Source organism: Intestinimonas sp. RTP31139st1_F5_RTP31139_211217 (assembly GCF_040226735.1).
Classification (GTDB): domain Bacteria; phylum Bacillota; class Clostridia; order Oscillospirales; family Oscillospiraceae; genus Intestinimonas; species Intestinimonas butyriciproducens.
In genome coordinates this window covers 329,460-346,768 of the sequence record NZ_JBCOAQ010000001.1, presented here as the reverse complement: position 1 = coordinate 346,768, position 17,309 = coordinate 329,460, and the positions used below count along the sequence as shown (strand labels likewise).

The window sequence follows — 17,309 nt, the reverse complement described above, 5'->3', positions numbered from 1 at the left end:
GTAACGGGGGAGCCTGCCATCCGGCAGGCTCCCCCGTTGTAATCTTTGACCATCGAATTGCGTCCTAAGTTGGGACACGTTGGCGAAATATGTCTCAATTTGAGATGTATCATTGCAACTTGGTCCAGTTTGGACTTCGCTTATTTTAATTATTGTTTTTTGGCGTCGTGAATCGCCTCAAAAGTTCTAATACCATCAGTGCGTCTTTGTCTGAAAGGTTGTTTAGTGCTTCGTATAATTCGCTTAATATAGGTCCACCTTGTTTTAATTCAATGGATGCAGCACTACTATCTTCATACTTATGCAAAAGAATGTAATGTCCAAAGAGACTAATTTCAATAGGTGTAGTATCTTCCCACCCTAATACTCTACGAGCTTCAATAGGTACAACAATTCGCCCAAGCTTATCCAATTTTCTAGCTATTCCGCTTTGTTTCATTACCTATGCCTCCATTACATATTGTGCATCCGAATTCACATATGGACCGATACTGGTCCCATTGTATCACACTTCAATCGTAAAATAAAGTAAAAAATGGACCGAAATTGGTCCGGCGATTGGAGAACGTATGATGGATACAAAGATAAAGCAGGATCAAATCTGCATTGGAAAAAATATTAGGGAAATAAGAATATCTAAGGGAATGGGACAAACGGAACTCGTTCGAAAAATCCAACTCAGGGGTATTACAATGACACGAGAAACCCTTGTAAAGATTGAACGTGGAGTCCAACATATTTACGCTACTCAATTAAAAGCAATTAAAGAATTATTGGATACATCGTTTGATGAACTGCTAAAATAGATACCATGGAAATGTATGGCGTGGAAGGAGTTACGATGGAGTTCAAAGCCTTTCAACTAATTATTGGGAATCAGATTCCAACAACAAATGAGATATTAAGTATTGTGGTGTATGGTAAATCTATTTATCGTTCTGCAACTGATAATAGTATTGTTCGTGAAGCTTAATAGGACACACTTCTGATATACCAGAATGAGCCTAAAAAGCAATAGAACAGGGTGTTGCTCTCATTGAACAACACCCTGTCTGAAGCCTTGAAATGACTGCGTTCGCCACATTCAGTCTCGCTGTGTTTACCGCGGAGCGTCCTTTATAGAGGATCTGAGTATCCGCTTATGGATGCCCCGCATATTTATGCTCAAAAATGGGCCACGCCTTTTTTGTCAAACACACTCGATCCCGTATCTCCCGTCACCCCTCTACGCTCTCGAAAACGCCTGGGTTCCCGGGAGCAGGATGCGGGCCGGAAATTTTGGATGTCTACCGGAGGCAGCATCGACAAGGGCCTACTGAAATTTGCCGAGATTTCTTTTGGTTGGCATGAGCGCATAACATCACCGGCTCCACCGGGGCGTGGGGATGATGCCTGAAATCTCTATATGGTCCATTCGCTGTGGATGATACCGACCAGTCGATACCCCTCGTCTCTGGGGAGAAAGACCAGTTTGAGCGCACACCAGTCAAAGCCGTTGTTGGACGGATCCACCCCGGGGAAATAATACTCCAGGAAGCGGGCGTCGGGATAGGCCTCGGCCACATTCTCCAGAGAATTTCCGGAGGAGAACACATGATCCACGCCGATGACCGGAGCCCGGGTATATTCCGCGTTATAGACATAGCGTTTCAGATATTCGGGAAGTGTGAGCTCGATGGGGTCCCCCTTTCCCTGGGTGGCGCCCCAGACATAGCGTGTGCCGTTGATGCCGGCCTCGGTGAACTGGTCGGGCAAAAAGGTGAGATCGCTGCGGGGGTTCACGGTGGAGTAGGGAGTAAAGGTCACCCCGCGCTCTGTGTCGATGAGAGAGGCAAGGACTTGGATATCCCCTCTTTTGAGGGCCTCCAGCACGGCGTCTCCGGCCTCCAGCAGGGGAGCGTTGTCGGTGGGGTCACAGGTATCCGTGGATGACTCCGGGGACGGGGCCTCCGCGCCGGGGACAGCGGCCCCGGAGGGAATGTAAGCGGAGAACAGTCCGCCACCGTCCCAGAGGGAGAAGTTGAGCGCGAGACCGGCGAGGCAGCCCAGCAGCAGGCAGAGGACACAGAGCGGTGCATTTTTTTTCATGGCCGCCTCCTTTCCAAATCAGAGCCTGATCTGTAGCTATTCTACTCAAGGGCAATACAAATTGCAAGAACAAATGGTTACAAACCAAGATATGCCGGATTCCTTGCAAAAAGCCTGAAGAGGCGCTATAATAAAAAATGGCTATCGGTTATTTTGGAGGTGAGCCAATGCAGAAGCATGAATTGCAATTCCATATCAAATGTAAAGAGGGCGATGTAGGGCGGTACTGCATCCTCCCCGGCGATCCGGGGCGGTGCGAGAAGATTGCCGCCTACTTTGACGATCCCGTGAAGGTGCAGTCCAATCGGGAATACACCACCTATACAGGGACGCTGCTTGGGGAAAAGGTTTCGGTCTGCTCCACCGGGATCGGCGGGCCCTCCGCCGTCATCGCCATGGAGGAGCTTGCCGCCATAGGGGCGGATACCTTTATTCGGGTGGGGACCTGCGGCGGTATCGCATTGCAGGTCCAGAGCGACGATGTGGTGATCGCCACCGGAGCGGTCCGACATGAGGGGGCCAGCCGGGAATATGCTCCCATCGAATTTCCGGCGGTGTCGGATTACCATGTACAGGAGGCGCTTGTGGCTGCGGCAAAGGCGCTGGGAAAGCCGTGGCACGCGGGTGTCGTCCAATGCAAGGACTCTTTTTACGGACAGCATGACCCGAGGCGGATGCCGGTGAGCTATGAGCTTCAGAACAAGTGGGAGGCATGGAAACGTCTGGGGGTCCTGGCCTCCGAAATGGAATCTGCCGCGCTCTTCTGCTGCGCCAGCGCTCTGGGGGTCCGATGCGGCTCTTGCTTCCATGTCATTTGGAACCAGGAGCGGGAGGCGGCAGGGCTGGACCAGAAGGAGAGCCATGACCTCGCCGCTGCCATCGAGGTGGGGGTGGAGGCCCTGAAGCGGTTGATCCAGGAGGACCGTGCGGCCGGCCGCTGAGGTGAATACGGGAAGAGAGATGTGAAAAGCATGTGGGAGAGGCTGGCTTCTTCCACATGCTTTTCACATTCTTAGCGTATTCTTAGCGAAAAATAGATTTACAGCTCAGCAAAAATCTGGTAAAATAAAACGGGAAAATAATATACTTTTTGAAGGAGGCGTCAATGAATAAGAAACTGAAGGAAAAAGTAATGGAAGCCCTCTCCTCGGTCGTACCGATCACAGCCATCGTCCTGCTGCTCAGCTTTACGATGGCGCCCATGCCTGTGGCCTCTCTGATCCTTTTCCTGGTCGGGGCCCTGCTCCTCATTGTGGGAGTAGGTTTTTTTTCTCTGGGCGTGGACATGGCGATGATGCCCATCGGAGATGGGATCGGTGAGCAGGTGGCCAGAGGGAGCAAATTGTGGGCCATGGTGCCGTTGTGTTTTGTCATCGGGGTGTTTGTCACCATTGCGGAGCCGGACCTCCAAGTGCTGGCCCACCAGGTTCCCGCTGTGCCGGACATGGTGATCATCCTTACCGTGGCGGCGGGCGTGGGCATTTTCCTGGCGGTGGCGCTGCTGCGTTCCCGCTTCGGGTGGCCCCTCAATAAGCTGCTAATTGGCTTTTACGCTCTGGTTTTTCTGCTGGCCTTTCTGGTGCCCAAGGAATTTTTGGCCGTGGCTTTTGATTCCGGCGGCGTTACCACGGGGCCGATTACCGTGCCCTTTATTATGGCCATGGGTGCCGGGCTGACCGCCCTGCGCAGCCATAAGGACTCGGAGGCGGACAGCTTCGGCGTGGTGGCGCTGTGCAGCATCGGGCCCATTCTGGCTGTTATGATCCTGGGACTGTGCTACAACGCCCCGGACTTGAGTTATACACCCTTTTCCATCCCGGACCTGGAGACCACCGCCGATGTGGGGGCCTATTTTGCATCTGGGTTCCCTACCTATATTAAGGAGGTGGCCTTGGGGCTGCTGCCCATCGTCGCCTTTTTCACCGTGTTTCAGATCGTTTCTCTCCATCTGCGCCAGCGGCAGCTCATCAAGATCATCGTGGGGATGCTTTATACATATGTGGGATTGGTGCTTTTCCTCACGGGGGTCAACGTGGGCTTCATGCCCGCGGGGCATTTCCTGGGCGCGCAGATCGCCAAGCTGCCCTATCACTGGGTCCTCATCCCCATCGGGATGGTGGTGGGTTACTTTATTGTGGCGGCGGAGCCCGCCGTCCACGTGCTGAACCAGCAGGTGGAGGACCTCACCGGCGGTGCCGTGTCTCAAAAGGCCATGGGGCTGGCCCTCTCCCTGGGTATGGCGGCGGCGCTGGGCCTGGCCATGGTGCGGGTGCTGACAGGGATCTCCATCCTCTGGTTCCTGGTCCCCGGATATGTGCTGGCCCTGAGCCTCTCCTTTCAGGTGCCCAAGGTCTTTACCGCCATTGCCTTCGACTCCGGCGGCGTGGCCTCCGGCCCCATGACGGCGACCTTTCTGCTGCCCTTCGCCATGGGCGCCTGTGAGGCGCTGGGGGGCAACGTGCTGACCGATGCTTTCGGCATCGTGGCCATGGTAGCCATGACCCCTCTGGTAGCCATCCAGGTCCTGGGTCTGGTCTACCAGAAGAAATCCGCCCTGGAGGCGGAGCGCGCCCTTTTGACCGCGGTGGAAGCGGACGAGATCATCATCTATGACGACGCGGACCAGGAGACAGTCCGCCTGGAGGACGCCTGATGAAAGAACAGTCGAGAATCAAGCTGATGGTCACCATCCTGGACCGGGGCCGGGGCGCACGGGCGGTGGAACTCTTTGCGGGCGCAGGAATCCGGCAGCATTACGCCACGCCGGGCAGGGGGACCGCCAATTCGGATATATTGGACTATCTGGGTCTGGGGGAGACGGAAAAAGACGTGCTCCTTACCCTCCTGCCCGAGCATGCCGTCCCGCCCCTGCTTGCGGCGGCGGGGAAGGAGCTGGAACTGGCAACGCCCGGCAAGGGGATACTCTTTACAATGCCCCTGTCCGCGGTGAGTGGGGCGGTCGCCCAAATTGTGAACCGAGAGGTCCAGAGGACCGGAGCGGAAAAGGAGGAGCCGATGCAGCAGAAGGAAAAAGACGACCTGATCGTGGTCGTGGTCAATAGCGGATGCGATGACGCAGTGATGTCCGCCGCCAAGTCCGCAGGGGCCAGGGGGGGCACGATCCTCCACGGCCGCAGACTGGGGGCGGAAGGTGAGAAGCCTGGCGGCAGCGGCGTCCGGCCTGAAAAAGATATCGTGGCGATCCTGGCCCCCAGAGAACTGCGCCAGCCCATTATGGAGGCGGTGAACCGCGAGGCGGGGATCGCCACCGAGAGCCACGGCGTGCTCTTCTCTCTGCCGGTGGATGAGGTCATAGGCCTCTCCCGTATGGAACGGTAAAAGACAGAAGGACCGTGCCCCTGTCTGGGCGCGGTCCTTTCACATCCGACCTCTCCCACACATAGGATGGCGGAAAAGGGGGAGTGCCGGATGGCTACGATCAGCCTGTGTATGATCGTCAAAAACGAAGAGGCGGTACTGGGGCGATGCCTAGACAGCGCTGCGGGGCTGGTAGACGAGATTGTGGTGGTGGATACGGGGAGCACCGACGCCACCCGTGAGATCGCGACGCGATATGCGGACCGGGTATGCGAGTTTGCCTGGATAGACGACTTCGCGGCGGCGCGGAACTTTGCTTTCGCCCAGGCGAGCATGGAATACTGCATGTGGCTGGATGCCGACGATGTACTGCTGATGCAGGACCGGGAAAAGTTTCTGGACCTGAAGCGATCTCTCCCGGCCTCTGTGGACGTGGTCATGATGAAGTATCACACCGCTTTCGACAGGGCCGGGAATCCTACGTTTTCTTATTATCGGGAGCGCATCATCCGAAATACGGGACGGCCCATGTGGGTGGGAGCGGTCCATGAAGTGATTCCGCCCTTTGGCCAGGTGGTCTGGTCCGATGTAGCGGTGACCCACAAAAAGGAGGGCGCCGGTGACCCGGACCGGAATCTGCGCATCTTTGAGGCGCGACGGGCCGCAGGGCTCCATCCGGAGCCGAGAGAGCGGTTTTACTATGCCCGGGAGCTCTACTACCATGGCCGGTATGAGGCGGCGGAACGGGAGCTTCGCACCTTTCTGGACGAGGGCGGAGGCTGGGTAGAGAATGAGATCGAGGCCTGCCGGTTCTTGGCCTACTGCGCATATCAGATGGGAAAACAGGATGAGGCGCTCCAGGCTCTGCTGGAGAGCTTCCGCTTCGATGATCCCCGGGCGGAGACCTGCTGTGACCTGGGGAAACACTTTCTCGACCGGGAAGAATACCGCCGCGCGGCGTTCTGGTATGAGCTGGCCCTTACCAGGGAACGGGAGGACAGGAGCGGGGCCTTCGTCCAGCCGGACTGCTACGGCTATCTGCCCTGTATTCAGCTGTGTGTCTGCTACGATCGTCTGGGCCGGCGGGAGTTGGCCGAGGCGTATAACCTGCGGGCTGGACAGTACAAGCCGGAGGACCCCGCTTACCAGCACAATCTGATTTATTTCGCGGAGCATTCGGGGTAGGGGATGGTCGGAGAGCCCCACATTTTGGTTGACCCATCCCAGCATACTGTGGTATTCTAGGGGCCGGAAATTTTCAAGCAGGTCCCCAAAATACAAAAAACATCGGATCGTAAGGAGGCGGACGGTCATGAGCGAGTCCACATATTTGGGGCGAAATATTTCCATCGCCTATCGTCTGAGCAACCGGTTTTATGACCGGGTGCTCTCGCCCTATCAAATCGGCTGCGGACAACAGTTCTTCCTCCTGAGAATCTATGAGAACCAGGGGATCAGTATGTACGACCTGGCCCGGATGGGGCGGTTCGACAAAGGGACCGTCACACGGGCCGTTCAGAAGCTGGAAGAACAGGGATATGTACGCTGTGTACCGGATGAACGGGACAAACGGGTGCGGCGGCTGTATACCACCGATATGGTGGAGCCCATCGCCAAGGCGGTGAATGAGGCGAGAAAACAGTGGAACGAGTACCTGACCCGCGGCATGACGCCGGAAGAGGCCGAAATGGCGCGGACGCTGCTGAACCGGATCGCAGAAAACGCCATGTCCGCTGTGGAGCGGGAGGAACGGGAGACTTAGCGCATCCGGCAAGCATGAAAAATTGCCCCTCCTTTGAAAGGAGGGGCAATTTCAGTTGAAGGGTCAGTGACAGCCGCCGCTGCAGTGATCGCAGCCGCCGCCGCAGGCGGAGCAGCCGCCTTTTTTCCGGCTCTTCCACTGATGGTAGACAATGAGCGCCACCACGACCAGCAGAATGCCGCCGACGATGTAAGTTGCCATATGGGGTGATTTCCTTTCTTACGCGTGGACAGCGTCCACGGCACGGAGCTTGGAGCCCTCGCCCTGATATCCTTTGCGGAACAGGAGATAGAGCATGGCGACCAGAACGATGATGGCGGCCACGGTACCGACGGTGAACCCTCCGCCAAGGAAGAGGCTGCCAAACTGGAAGACCATGAGGGAGCAGGCATAGGCAAAGACGCACTGATAGGCAATGGCGAAGAGCGTCCAGCCGGCGTTGTTCATCTCCCGCTTGATGGCGCCGATGGCGGCGAAACAGGGAGCGCAGAGCAGATTGAAGACCAGGAAGGAGTAAGCGGCCAGAGAAGAACCGCCAAAAGCCGCTGCGATGGGGGTAAGCGCCTCGAATTCACCGGCATCCACCAGCTCCAGCGCGTCTCCGGCCACGCCGAACAGTGTACCGAAGCAGCCAACAACCTCTTCCTTGGCCACCAGGCCCAAGAAAGTCGCCACGCTGGCCTGCCAGTTGCCGAAGCCCAAGGGCTGGAAGATAATGGCGATGGCGGAGCCAATGGTGGCCAGGATGGACAGATCCATAAAATCGGTGGTGTCGTCCAGAAGTGTGGGGTTGATGGCGGCCAGAGCATCTTCTGTAAGAATGGTGAAATGGCCGTCCACAAAGCCGAAGCTGGAGGTGAACCAGACAAAGATAGAGGCCAGGACAATGACGGTGCCGGCGCGCTTGATGAAGGACCAGCCCCTCTCCCAGGTGCCGCGGAGGATATTGACGGCTTTGGGGGCATGATAGGGGGGCAGCTCCATGACGAAGGGGGCGGGCTCACCGGCAAATCGCTTGGTCTTTTTCAGCAGAATACCGGAGACCACGATGGCGGCCACGCCAATGAAGTATGCGGAGGGGGCCACCCACCACTCGCCGCCGAAGAAGGCGCCGGCGATCAGCGCCACAATGGGCATCTTGGCGCCGCAGGGAATAAAGGTGGTGGTCATAATGGTCATCTTGCGGTCGCGGTCCTGCTCGATGGTGCGGGAGGCCATAATGCCGGGGACGCCGCAGCCGGAGCCGATGAGCATGGGGATGAAGCTCTTGCCGGAGAGGCCGAAACGGCGGAAGATGCGGTCCATGATGAAAGCAACGCGGGCCATGTAGCCGCAGTCCTCCAGGATGCACAGCATGAGGAAGAGAACCAACATCTGGGGCACGAAGCCGATGACAGCACCCACGCCGCCCACGATGCCTTCTACAATGAGGCCGGTGAGCCAGTCAGCGCAGCCGATGCCGACCAGGAAATTTTCGACGGCAGGGGAGATCCACTCGCCGAAGAAGGTGTCGTTGGTAAAGCCGGTGACGATGTCGCCGATGGTGGAGACAGAGATGTAATAAACCAGCGTCATGACCACGGCAAAGATGGGAAGCGCCAGCCAGCGGTTGGTGACGATGCGGTCGATCTTATCCGAGGTGGAAAGCCCTGTCTTGCCCTTCCGGACGCAGTGGCCCACCAACTTAGAGATGTACTCATAGCGCTCACCGGTGATAATGCCTTCACTGTCGTCGTCCATTGTCTCTTCACAGACGCGGATGGCGGATTCCAGACGATCCTTTACATCTGCGGAGAGGGTAAAGCCCTCCATCACCTTTTCGTCCCGTTCAAAGAGCTTGATGGCGAACCACCGGGCGGACTCCTGAGGAACCACGTCCTTTACCAGATCCCCAATGGTGGAGAGGGCGGTCTCCACGCTCTGGCAGAAGGTATGCAGGGGAACGGAGTTCTTTCCGGAACGGGCCAGCTCCGCAGCCTTTTCGGCCGCGGCGATGCAGCCTTCACCCCTCACGGCGGAGGTCTCCACCACCGGGCAGCCCAAGGAGGCCGAGAGCTTGGCGGTATCGATCTTGTCGCCGTTTTTCTTCACCACATCCATCATGTTGAGGGCGATCACGACCGGAAGCCCCAGCTCCAGAAGCTGTGTAGTGAGGTACAGGTTCCGCTCGATGTTGGAGGCGTCCACCAGGTTCAAGATGACATCGGGACTTTCATGCAGCAGATAGTTCCGGGCCACGACCTCTTCCAGGGTGTAGGGGGACAGGGAGTAGATACCGGGAAGATCCATGATGGAGACATCCTTGTGCCCCTTCAAACGGCCTTCCTTTTTTTCCACTGTAACGCCGGGCCAGTTTCCGACAAACTGATTGGACCCGGTGAGGGCGTTGAACATGGTGGTCTTGCCACAGTTCGGGTTGCCCGCAAGGGCAATGGTTATGGACATTTTTTCATTTCCTCCTCTGCGGGATGGAGGTCCCGCTGACAAAAATCAGTCTTTGAAGGCTGGTTATTTTAGGCTAACTCTTGGCTGCAAAGAAACCATCACTGGACCTCGATGCTCTCGGCGTCACCCTTACGGATGGAGAGCTCGTAGCCGCGGACCGTGACCTCCACGGGATCCCCCAGGGGAGCGACCTTGCGGACGTAAATGGGGGTGCCTTTGGTGATCCCCATATCCATGATGCGGCGGCGCAGCGCCCCCTCGCCGTTCAGGCGGGTGACTGTGACGGTTTGTCCGATCTTTGCATTTCGCAGTGTGCTCATCGATTCCTTCCTCCTTTCCAGGCCGGTCAGACCATAATGCGACCGGCCATGCTCTTGCTCAGGGCGATGCGGGCGTCCTTGATGTTGACGATAAGGTTCCCGCCCATTTCGGACACGACGGTGACCTTTCCGCCCTCTACAAAACCCAGGCTTTCCAAGAAGCGGCGGGTTTCGTCCTTCCCGTGGATTTTTTTTACCGTGGTTACAGTCCCGGAAGGCGCCATAGTCAACGGCATGATAACGACCACCTCTCTTAAAAAATAGCAGGGCAGGAAAGTTAGAAAATGCTAACCAGTGCCCGTATAATATGGGGTTAGCTATTTCTAACCCCTCTTACGTTGGTAGTTTACCACGGCTAACCATTTCTGTCAATCCCCATTTGGCAAAAAACGGGCCCCTTGTGTATCCCCGTTTTTTGTGCTAAAATAGCAAAAAAAGCAGTCGCCCATCAGGCGTATATTTTTGGAAAGAATGGAGGGAAGTCCGTGAAGGTGCAGGAATCCGCCGAGGACTATCTGGAGTCTATCTTGATCTTGAAGGAGAAAAAAGGCTTGGTGCGCTCCATCGATGTGGTGCATCATATGGGATATTCCAAACCCAGTGTGAGCCGGGCGATGAGCCTGCTGCGTGAAAACGGCTATGTGGAGATGGACAAGGAGGGCTTTCTGACCCTGACAGAGGCGGGCATGACCATCGCTTCCCGGATTTATGAGCGCCACAGGCTGCTCACCCAGTGGCTCTCCGAGCTGGGCGTCTCGCCGGAGGTGGCGGCTGAGGACGCCTGCCGGATCGAACATGATATCAGCGAAGAGACCTTTCTGAGGCTGAAGGAACACATCGCAAAAAATGAGGGAAAAGGGGGCGGCGCCTGACGGCGGCGCCCCCTCAGCAAGCTGAGGAAGAGATAGCGTCCGGAATGGACTGCGGGGCAAAGTGTGAGGAGGAGGCGCCCTCCCGCGCAAAAATTCTCTTGACAATGACCCAGCGACATGGTAGCATATATGCAAGTTAGCAAAAGCTAACCAAAGGGGATTTTAATCCCTTCTATATTTCCACATTGGTTAGCTTCGACTAACTGATGTGGAAATAGAAATGAGGGAACAGAATGTACAGAGAATTGGACCAGGTATTGGCCTATCACTGCGGGCCCGCGCTGGCGGGAGTGAAGGCGGCAAATCTCGTCTCCCTTTCCCTGGAAGAGTTTCCGGAGCTGCGGGAGACGGCGGCGAAGTACAACAGGCTGTTTCAGGGAAAGGGCGTATCATTCCGGCTGCTGTGCGGGTGCGGGAAACGGGCGCTGCTCCTGGTGTATCGGGAGGAGCAGCTTGCACGGCAGCTCAGGGAGCCGCTGGCGGCAGAGCTGCTGCGGAGGGATGGATATCCCGAGGGAGCGGACGTGGAACGCCTGCTGGAGCTGCTGAGTACACGGCTGCGGATGGGGAAGGAATTTCCCCACGAGATCGGGCTGTTTCTGGGTTATCCGCCGGAAGATGTGCTGGGCTTCCAGCGCTACCGGGGGCAAAACTGCAAGCTGTGCGGATACTGGAAGGTCTATTCCGATGTGGACCGGGCGCGGGTGCTTTTCCGGCTCTATGACCGATGCCGGGAGGTTCTGTGCAGGCGGGTTGCCCGGGGCATGACCCTGTCCGAGGTATTTCTGGCGGCCTGAAAAAATGTGAGTTTCCCAAGATGAACAATATATTGTGGAGGGTAATGTTATGAGCAAGATGTCTGTTATCTACTGGTCCCAGACCGGTAACACCGAGGCCATGGCCCGCGCCGTCGCGGAGGGCGCTCAGGCCGCCGGCGCGGAGGTGAAGGTGCTGGAGGTCTCTCAGGCCTCGGGGAGCGATGTGCAGGACTGCGACCTGCTGGCCCTGGGATGTCCGGCCATGGGCGCCGAAGTGCTGGAGGAGTCCGAGTTCGAGCCCTTCTTCGAGAGTATCGAGGGAAGCCTCTCGGGGAAGAAGGTGGCCCTCTTCGGCTCCTATGGCTGGGGCGACGGGCAGTGGATGCGGGACTGGTGGGACCGCGCGGGGAAGGATGGCGCCAAGCTGTACGGCGACGAGGGGCTGATCATCAATGAGACCCCGGACGACGCCGGCCTGGAGCAGTGCAGAAGCTTCGGCGGCGGGTTCGCCGGATTCTGAGAAAGGACGGTCCTGAGATGGAATTTTCCAATGCGGCCCTGCGCTATCTGGTTGCGGTTTATGAGTTGAGCGACGGTGGAAGCGCTGTGCGCTCCGTGGACATTGCGCGGATGATGGAGGTCTCTCCGGCCAGCGTGGTCCATATGATGGGCGTGCTGTCTCAGGGCGGCTTTGTCCGGAAGCGCCGCTATGGACAGGTCCAGCTCACCGGGGAAGGGATTCGGACGGCAAACCGGCTCTATACAAAAGCGGCGCTGTTAGAGGCATTTTTCCTTCAGGAGCTGGGTGTAGACGATCAGATCGCCCGCCGGGACGCGGTGTCCTGCCTGTTCGCGCTCTCGGAGGAGAGCATCGAACACATCTGTTGCAGGGCCCTTCAGAAGGAGGCCCGGGAACCGATTATTCTGCAGGCGTCCGGGGCATGATGGAAAAGAGCCCAGACAGGTATGGAATCGCCGGGAGTCGGAGCTTTCCGCCCCCCGGCGATTCTGTTATACTGTGAGAAGAAAGGAGGCAGAACAATGGAATCTGTCTATTGGGCGGCGGGCGGCACAGGATTCACCTTTCTGATGACCACCTTGGGCGCTTCTGTCGTTTTATTCTTCAAGAAGGGGACCACAGCGGGGATGCAGCGTATCTTTCTGGGCTTTGCGGCGGGTGTGATGACGGCGGCCTCGGTCTGGTCCCTGCTCATCCCTGCTATAGAAGAGGCGGAGGCGGCGGGCTGGCCGGGGTGGATCCCGGCGGCGGGCGGCTTTGTGTTGGGCGTGGCGTTTCTCATGCTGCTGGACGGGCTGCTGCCCCATCTGCACCCCGGCGCCAAAGACCCGGAGGGGGCCAGAACGGATCTGAAGCGGACCACGCTTCTGGTCTTTGCCGTCACCCTGCACAACATCCCGGAGGGCATGGCGGTGGGACTCAGTTTCGCCCTGGCGGCCCAGCACGGAGGGGACGCGGCCCTCTATACCGCGGCGATGGCTTTGGCCATCGGGATCGGTATTCAGAACTTCCCGGAGGGGGCCGCCATATCCCTGCCGCTGCGGCAGGAGGGGATGGGACGCTTCAAGGCGTTCCTCTGCGGGAGCCTCTCCGGCGTGGTCGAGCCGATTTTCGGCGTCCTGGCCGTTCTTGTGGCGGGCGGTATTGCGCCGGTGATGCCTTGGCTGCTGGCATTTGCCGCCGGCGCCATGATGTATGTGGTGGTGGAGGAGCTCATCCCGGAGGCCCATCTGGGCGAGCACTCCAATGTGGGCACGCTGGGCGTTATGGCGGGCTTCCTTGTTATGATGGTGCTGGATGTGGCCCTGGGTTAGGTTACTGCAAGCTGGCTGATTCCCACCTGGGCATACCGCATGACTCGGTGAGAGAGCATACGGGAAAAGGTGCTGTAAGCCTCTGGCGAAAGGGCCTCGGGCCAGGACATGACGACCAGCGGGTGGGGCGCGAATCCCGTACGATAGGGCGGACGGCGGTGTGCATAGGAGTTTTCGGCGAAGCCCAGCCGCTGATAAAAGCCTTTCCGACGGGTGGAGACGGCGTCCTCAGGCGGATCGATCTCCAATACCACGGGGGCGTGGGCGGGACAGAACGCGGCCAAGGCACGGGAGCCGGCGCCGGAGCTCCGCAGGGCCTCCACCACGGCAAAATGTTCCACATAGGTGACGCCCACTGCCTCCCAATAGAAGAGAAGCCCGATGAAAGTCCCACTTTCCACCAGCGCATCGCAGTGGAAGGCGGGATCCTTCATGGCCTGAATCTGCTCCTCCGGCCTGCGCTGCTCATGGAGGGGAAAGCCGGCGGCGTACAGCTCCATGGCTTGCCTATAATAAGGGCTCTCAGGGTCTGTCATACGAATCCGATCCATCGCGATCCCCCACGATCTTCTGCTGAGAGGGCGTGTCATTGGATGGAAAGATTTTTTGACACGCCGCTCCGAGCGGATGTATTGCCCCTTATTATGCCACACCCACCTCGCGCTGTCCAGCCCTTGCAGGAAAGGCGAAAAAAGGGTATGATGAGAAAAAACTCCCATGAGGAGGATGGTCGCCATGCTGATCGCCGATCTGCATATCCACTCCAAATACTCCAGAGCCACCAGCCGGGACTGTGTGCCGGAATACCTGGATTTCTGGGCCAGACGGAAGGGCATTTCTCTGGTGGGGACCGGGGATTTCACCCACCCGGCTTGGCGGGCCGAGCTCATGGAGAAGCTGGTCCCGGCGGAGGAGGGGCTCTATACGCTGCGGGAGGACGTCCGTTTTCGGGAGGACACTGCCCCGGAGGTCCAGCCGCGCTTTGTGGCCACGGGGGAGATCAGTACCATCTATAAGAAAAACGGCAGAACGCGGAAGGTCCACAGCCTGATCCTGCTGCCCTCCCTGGAGGCGGCCGATGTCCTGGCGCGGAAGCTGGAGGCCATCGGAAACATCCATTCCGACGGGAGACCCATTCTGGGCCTGGATACCCGGGACCTGCTGGAGATCACGCTGGAGTCCTGCCCAGAGGCCGTCTTTATTCCGGCCCATATCTGGACGCCCCATTTCTCCCTGTTCGGAGCCTTCTCCGGATTTGACGCCATAGAAGACTGCTTCGAAGATTTGACGCCCTGCATCCATGCCCTGGAGACGGGGCTCTCCTCCGACCCGCCCATGAACTGGCGGCTCTCCGCCCTAGACAAATATCAGCTGGTCTCCAATTCAGATGCGCACTCCCCGGCCAAGCTGGGGCGGGAGGCCAACCTGCTGGACATCCGGCCTTCCTATCCGGAACTGGCAAAAGCGCTGGAGACGGGAGAGGGCCTGGCGGGCACCATCGAGTTCTTCCCGGAGGAGGGGAAATATCATCTGGACGGGCACCGGAGCTGTCGGATGTGCCTGTCTCCACAGGAGACGGAGGCCGCCGGGGGACGCTGTCCGATATGCGGGAAAAAGCTGACCATCGGTGTTCTACATCGGGTCGAAGAGCTGGCAGACCGGGCGGAGGACTATGTGAAGCCGGATGCCAAGAGTTTTGAGAGCCTGGTGCCTCTGCCGGAGGTCATTGCCGCCTCGGAAGGGGGCTCAGCCGCCGGCGGCAAGGTGAACCGTAAGTATGAGCGCATGTTGCGGGAGCTGGGGCCGGAATTTCACATCCTGCGGGAGGTGCCGGAGGCGGACATCGGTGAGGTGGCCGGTCCCCTGGTGGCAGAGGGGATCCGCCGGTTGAGAAAGGGAGAGGTACGCCGGATGCCCGGCTATGACGGAGCCTATGGCGTGATCGGCCTGCTGGAGCCCGCGGAACGGGAGGCGCTGAACGGCCAGGTGAGCCTTTTTGGCCTGGGGGAGGCGCCTGCGGCCCACAGAGGCCGGGCGGCCAAAGCGGCCAAGCGGATGGCGGAGCCGGAGCCGGTGTACGCAGCGCCCGCCGGCGAAGGCCTCAACGCGGAACAGAGGGAAGCCGTGACCGCCCAGGCACGGGCGGTGGAGGTAGTTGCGGGGCCGGGTACGGGCAAGACCAAGACCTTGGTGGCCCGCATCGCCTATCTGATAGAGGAGCGGGGCGTGAAGCCCGGCGAGATCACCGCTGTGACCTTTACCAATCAGGCCGCGGGGGAGCTCCGGGAACGGCTGGAGGAGCGGTTGGGAGGCAGGCGGGCGGTCCATGGGATGACCATCGGGACCTTCCATGCCATTTGTCTGGACCTTCTCTCCAAACGGCCCCAGGGCGTCAGGCTGATCGGAAGCTATGAGGCGCTGGAGGCGGCGGAGGATGTGAGATGTGCGCTGGGCGTGGATATCAAGCCGGGGAAGCTTCTCCAGGAGGTCTCCCGGCGGAAAAACGGCCTGGACACGGAGCTGGAGAACGAGGTATTCGACGCCTATTGCGCTCATCTGCGGGAGTTAAGACTTCTGGACTTTGACGATCTGCTCTTGGAGACGCTGGAGCTGTGGGAGAAGGACGGCCCCAGGGCCTCGGCGGAGCGGCGCTTCACGCACCTGCTGGTAGACGAGTTCCAGGACTGCAACACTGTGCAGAGCCGGCTGCTCCGCGCTTGGGGGCGGAAGGGAAAGAGCCTTTTTGTCATCGGGGACCCGGACCAGTCTGTTTACGGTTTTCGTGGCTCCGACCCGGGGTGCTTCCAGCGGGTGGAGGAGGATTTGAAAGACCTGGCCGCCGTTCGACTGGTCAAAAATTACCGCTCTACGCCGGAGATCGTGGGCTGTGCGTTGACGGTCATCGGACGAAACGGCGGTGCGCCCAGGGTGCTGGAGGCCGTCCGGCCCACAGGCGCGCCTGTCCGCGTCCTCACGGCGGAGAGTCCCCTCTCCGAAGCCATCTTTGTGGCCAAGGAGATCGGGCGCATGGTGGGAGGCGTGGATATGCTGGCGGCCCAGAGGGGCGGTGCGCCGGACCGGGAGGCGGTGCGTGCCTTTGGGGACATCGCCGTGCTCTACCGCACCCGGCGGCAGGCGGAGCTGCTGGAGCAGTGCCTGAGTCGGGACGGTATCCCCTGTGTGGTGGCGGGCCGGGAGGATTTCCTGAACGACGGACGGGTGCGGGGCGCGCTGTGTTTTTTTCGCCACCTGATGGAGCCGGAGGACACGCTGTCCTTCCGTTCCGCCCTGACGCTGGGGCTGGACTGCCCGGCGGACTTGGCGGAGGCCGTCCCCACACAGTGGACGATGCTGGAGGGGACCGTGGAGGAGCGCGTCCAGACGCTGGGGGAGAGATACGCCCAGGCTCCCTGGGTGGAGAGCTGGAGCCGTCTGGCGCTGAAAGCGCTGCCGGGCCTCCGGCGGGAAAAGCCTGGAAGACTGCTGGAGCACTGGGCGGAAGGCGCAGGCTGCGATGGGGCGGAACCAATCCGCAGGCTGTTGAATATGGCGGTTTTCTATCGGGATATGGCGGACCTGCTTCAAAATCTGACGTTGGGCCAGGAGCGGGACCTGCTGCGCAGCGCCGGACTGGGGTATGCGTCGGGGGCGGTGACGCTGATGACGCTCCATGGCTCCAAGGGCCTTGAATTCCCAGTGGTGTTTCTCTGCGGGGCGAACAAGGGGACCATTCCGCTGGAGTCGGAGCGGCATCCCACGGATGAGGCGGAGGAGCGCCGGCTCTTCTACGTAGGCATGACCCGGGCCAGGGAGGAGCTGATTCTGCTCACCGGCCCGGAGCCCTCCCCCTTTCTGGACGACCTCCCGGCCCAGCATGTGAGCCGGGGAACGGCCGCGCCCCGGCGCCCCAGGG

Annotated in this window: 20 protein-coding genes; 13 read left to right on the top strand and 7 right to left on the bottom strand. The window is 59.1% G+C overall.

Annotation, left to right across the window (positions count from 1 at the left end):
- Positions 1–145: 145 nt before the first annotated feature.
- Positions 146–439 (bottom strand): AbrB/MazE/SpoVT family DNA-binding domain-containing protein, encoded by a 294-nt coding sequence (locus ABUA09_RS01925; RefSeq protein ID WP_075704012.1) that lies wholly within the window; start codon positions 437–439, stop codon positions 146–148.
- A 133-nt stretch (positions 440–572) separates the two neighbouring features.
- Here ABUA09_RS01925 and ABUA09_RS01920 point away from each other — a divergent pair, with 133 nt between their 5' ends.
- The gene (locus ABUA09_RS01920; RefSeq protein WP_058117797.1) at positions 573–806 is read left to right on the top strand and encodes a helix-turn-helix domain-containing protein; all 234 of its coding nucleotides are present in this window, start codon (positions 573–575) and stop codon (positions 804–806) included.
- A gap of 35 nt (positions 807–841) precedes the next feature.
- Positions 842–973: a hypothetical protein gene (locus tag ABUA09_RS01915; protein WP_279204766.1), complete on the top strand. Its 132-nt coding sequence runs from the start codon at positions 842–844 to the stop codon at positions 971–973.
- A gap of 428 nt (positions 974–1,401) precedes the next feature.
- On the opposite strand, the gene ABUA09_RS01910 is transcribed toward ABUA09_RS01915, so the two are convergent.
- On the bottom strand, positions 1,402–2,088 hold the full coding sequence (locus ABUA09_RS01910; RefSeq protein ID WP_279204765.1) for a hypothetical protein: 687 nt from the start codon (positions 2,086–2,088) through the stop codon (positions 1,402–1,404).
- A gap of 167 nt (positions 2,089–2,255) precedes the next feature.
- Between ABUA09_RS01910 and udp the strand changes: the two genes are divergently transcribed.
- The 5 genes from udp (at position 2,256) to ABUA09_RS01885 (ending at position 7,168) form a co-directional block, all read left to right on the top strand.
- Positions 2,256–3,029 carry a uridine phosphorylase gene (udp, locus tag ABUA09_RS01905; RefSeq protein WP_033118979.1) on the top strand — a complete coding sequence of 258 codons (774 nt, stop codon included), beginning with the start codon at positions 2,256–2,258 and terminating at the stop codon, positions 3,027–3,029.
- Positions 3,030–3,193: 164 nt separating this feature from the next.
- Positions 3,194–4,741: a DUF1538 domain-containing protein gene (locus tag ABUA09_RS01900; protein WP_033118980.1), complete on the top strand. Its 1,548-nt coding sequence runs from the start codon at positions 3,194–3,196 to the stop codon at positions 4,739–4,741.
- Positions 4,741–5,427 carry a hypothetical protein gene (locus ABUA09_RS01895; RefSeq protein WP_058117794.1) on the top strand — a complete coding sequence of 229 codons (687 nt, stop codon included), beginning with the start codon at positions 4,741–4,743 and terminating at the stop codon, positions 5,425–5,427. The genes ABUA09_RS01900 and ABUA09_RS01895 overlap by 1 nt, the downstream gene beginning before the upstream one ends.
- Positions 5,428–5,517: 90 nt before the next feature.
- Positions 5,518–6,591, top strand: a complete 1,074-nt coding sequence (locus ABUA09_RS01890; RefSeq protein ID WP_227152149.1) for a tetratricopeptide repeat-containing glycosyltransferase — start codon at positions 5,518–5,520, stop codon at positions 6,589–6,591.
- Between the two features lie 127 nt (positions 6,592–6,718).
- The gene (locus ABUA09_RS01885; RefSeq protein WP_208318474.1) at positions 6,719–7,168 is read left to right on the top strand and encodes a MarR family winged helix-turn-helix transcriptional regulator; all 450 of its coding nucleotides are present in this window, start codon (positions 6,719–6,721) and stop codon (positions 7,166–7,168) included.
- A gap of 63 nt (positions 7,169–7,231) precedes the next feature.
- Here ABUA09_RS01885 and ABUA09_RS01880 read toward each other — a convergent pair whose 3' ends face one another.
- The 4 genes from ABUA09_RS01880 to ABUA09_RS01865 all read right to left on the bottom strand — a co-directional run bounded on the left by ABUA09_RS01880 (position 7,232) and on the right by ABUA09_RS01865 (position 10,169).
- Positions 7,232–7,369 (bottom strand): FeoB-associated Cys-rich membrane protein, encoded by a 138-nt coding sequence (locus ABUA09_RS01880; RefSeq protein ID WP_081959970.1) that lies wholly within the window; start codon positions 7,367–7,369, stop codon positions 7,232–7,234.
- 18 nt (positions 7,370–7,387) lie between these two features.
- Positions 7,388–9,613: a ferrous iron transport protein B gene (gene feoB / locus ABUA09_RS01875; RefSeq protein ID WP_349949035.1), complete on the bottom strand. Its 2,226-nt coding sequence runs from the start codon at positions 9,611–9,613 to the stop codon at positions 7,388–7,390.
- 98 nt (positions 9,614–9,711) lie between these two features.
- Positions 9,712–9,933: a FeoA family protein gene (locus ABUA09_RS01870; protein WP_033118985.1), complete on the bottom strand. Its 222-nt coding sequence runs from the start codon at positions 9,931–9,933 to the stop codon at positions 9,712–9,714.
- 26 nt (positions 9,934–9,959) lie between these two features.
- On the bottom strand, positions 9,960–10,169 hold the full coding sequence (locus ABUA09_RS01865) for a FeoA family protein (protein WP_033118986.1): 210 nt from the start codon (positions 10,167–10,169) through the stop codon (positions 9,960–9,962).
- A gap of 249 nt (positions 10,170–10,418) precedes the next feature.
- Between ABUA09_RS01865 and ABUA09_RS01860 the strand changes: the two genes are divergently transcribed.
- From ABUA09_RS01860 to ABUA09_RS01840, 5 genes are all read left to right on the top strand, one after another.
- Positions 10,419–10,805: a metal-dependent transcriptional regulator gene (locus ABUA09_RS01860; protein ID WP_208318472.1), complete on the top strand. Its 387-nt coding sequence runs from the start codon at positions 10,419–10,421 to the stop codon at positions 10,803–10,805.
- A 233-nt stretch (positions 10,806–11,038) separates the two neighbouring features.
- Positions 11,039–11,602, top strand: coding sequence for a DUF3793 family protein (locus tag ABUA09_RS01855; RefSeq protein WP_033118988.1), 564 nt, complete (start codon positions 11,039–11,041; stop codon positions 11,600–11,602).
- Between the two features lie 49 nt (positions 11,603–11,651).
- Positions 11,652–12,083: a flavodoxin gene (locus tag ABUA09_RS01850; protein WP_033118989.1), complete on the top strand. Its 432-nt coding sequence runs from the start codon at positions 11,652–11,654 to the stop codon at positions 12,081–12,083.
- Positions 12,084–12,100: 17 nt separating this feature from the next.
- A complete protein-coding gene (locus tag ABUA09_RS01845; protein WP_052082875.1) occupies positions 12,101–12,508 on the top strand; it encodes a metal-dependent transcriptional regulator in 408 nt (135 codons plus the stop codon).
- Between the two features lie 96 nt (positions 12,509–12,604).
- Positions 12,605–13,396: a ZIP family metal transporter gene (locus ABUA09_RS01840; protein WP_033118990.1), complete on the top strand. Its 792-nt coding sequence runs from the start codon at positions 12,605–12,607 to the stop codon at positions 13,394–13,396.
- Here the strand turns inward: ABUA09_RS01840 and ABUA09_RS01835 are convergent.
- Positions 13,393–13,947 (bottom strand): GNAT family N-acetyltransferase, encoded by a 555-nt coding sequence (locus ABUA09_RS01835; protein WP_279204763.1) that lies wholly within the window; start codon positions 13,945–13,947, stop codon positions 13,393–13,395. The two genes, ABUA09_RS01840 and ABUA09_RS01835, sit on opposite strands and share 4 nt — an antisense overlap.
- 184 nt (positions 13,948–14,131) lie before the next feature.
- Between ABUA09_RS01835 and ABUA09_RS01830 the strand changes: the two genes are divergently transcribed.
- Positions 14,132–17,309, top strand: a 3,178-nt coding sequence (locus ABUA09_RS01830) for a UvrD-helicase domain-containing protein (protein ID WP_349949033.1), incomplete at its 3' end; no start/stop codon positions are given.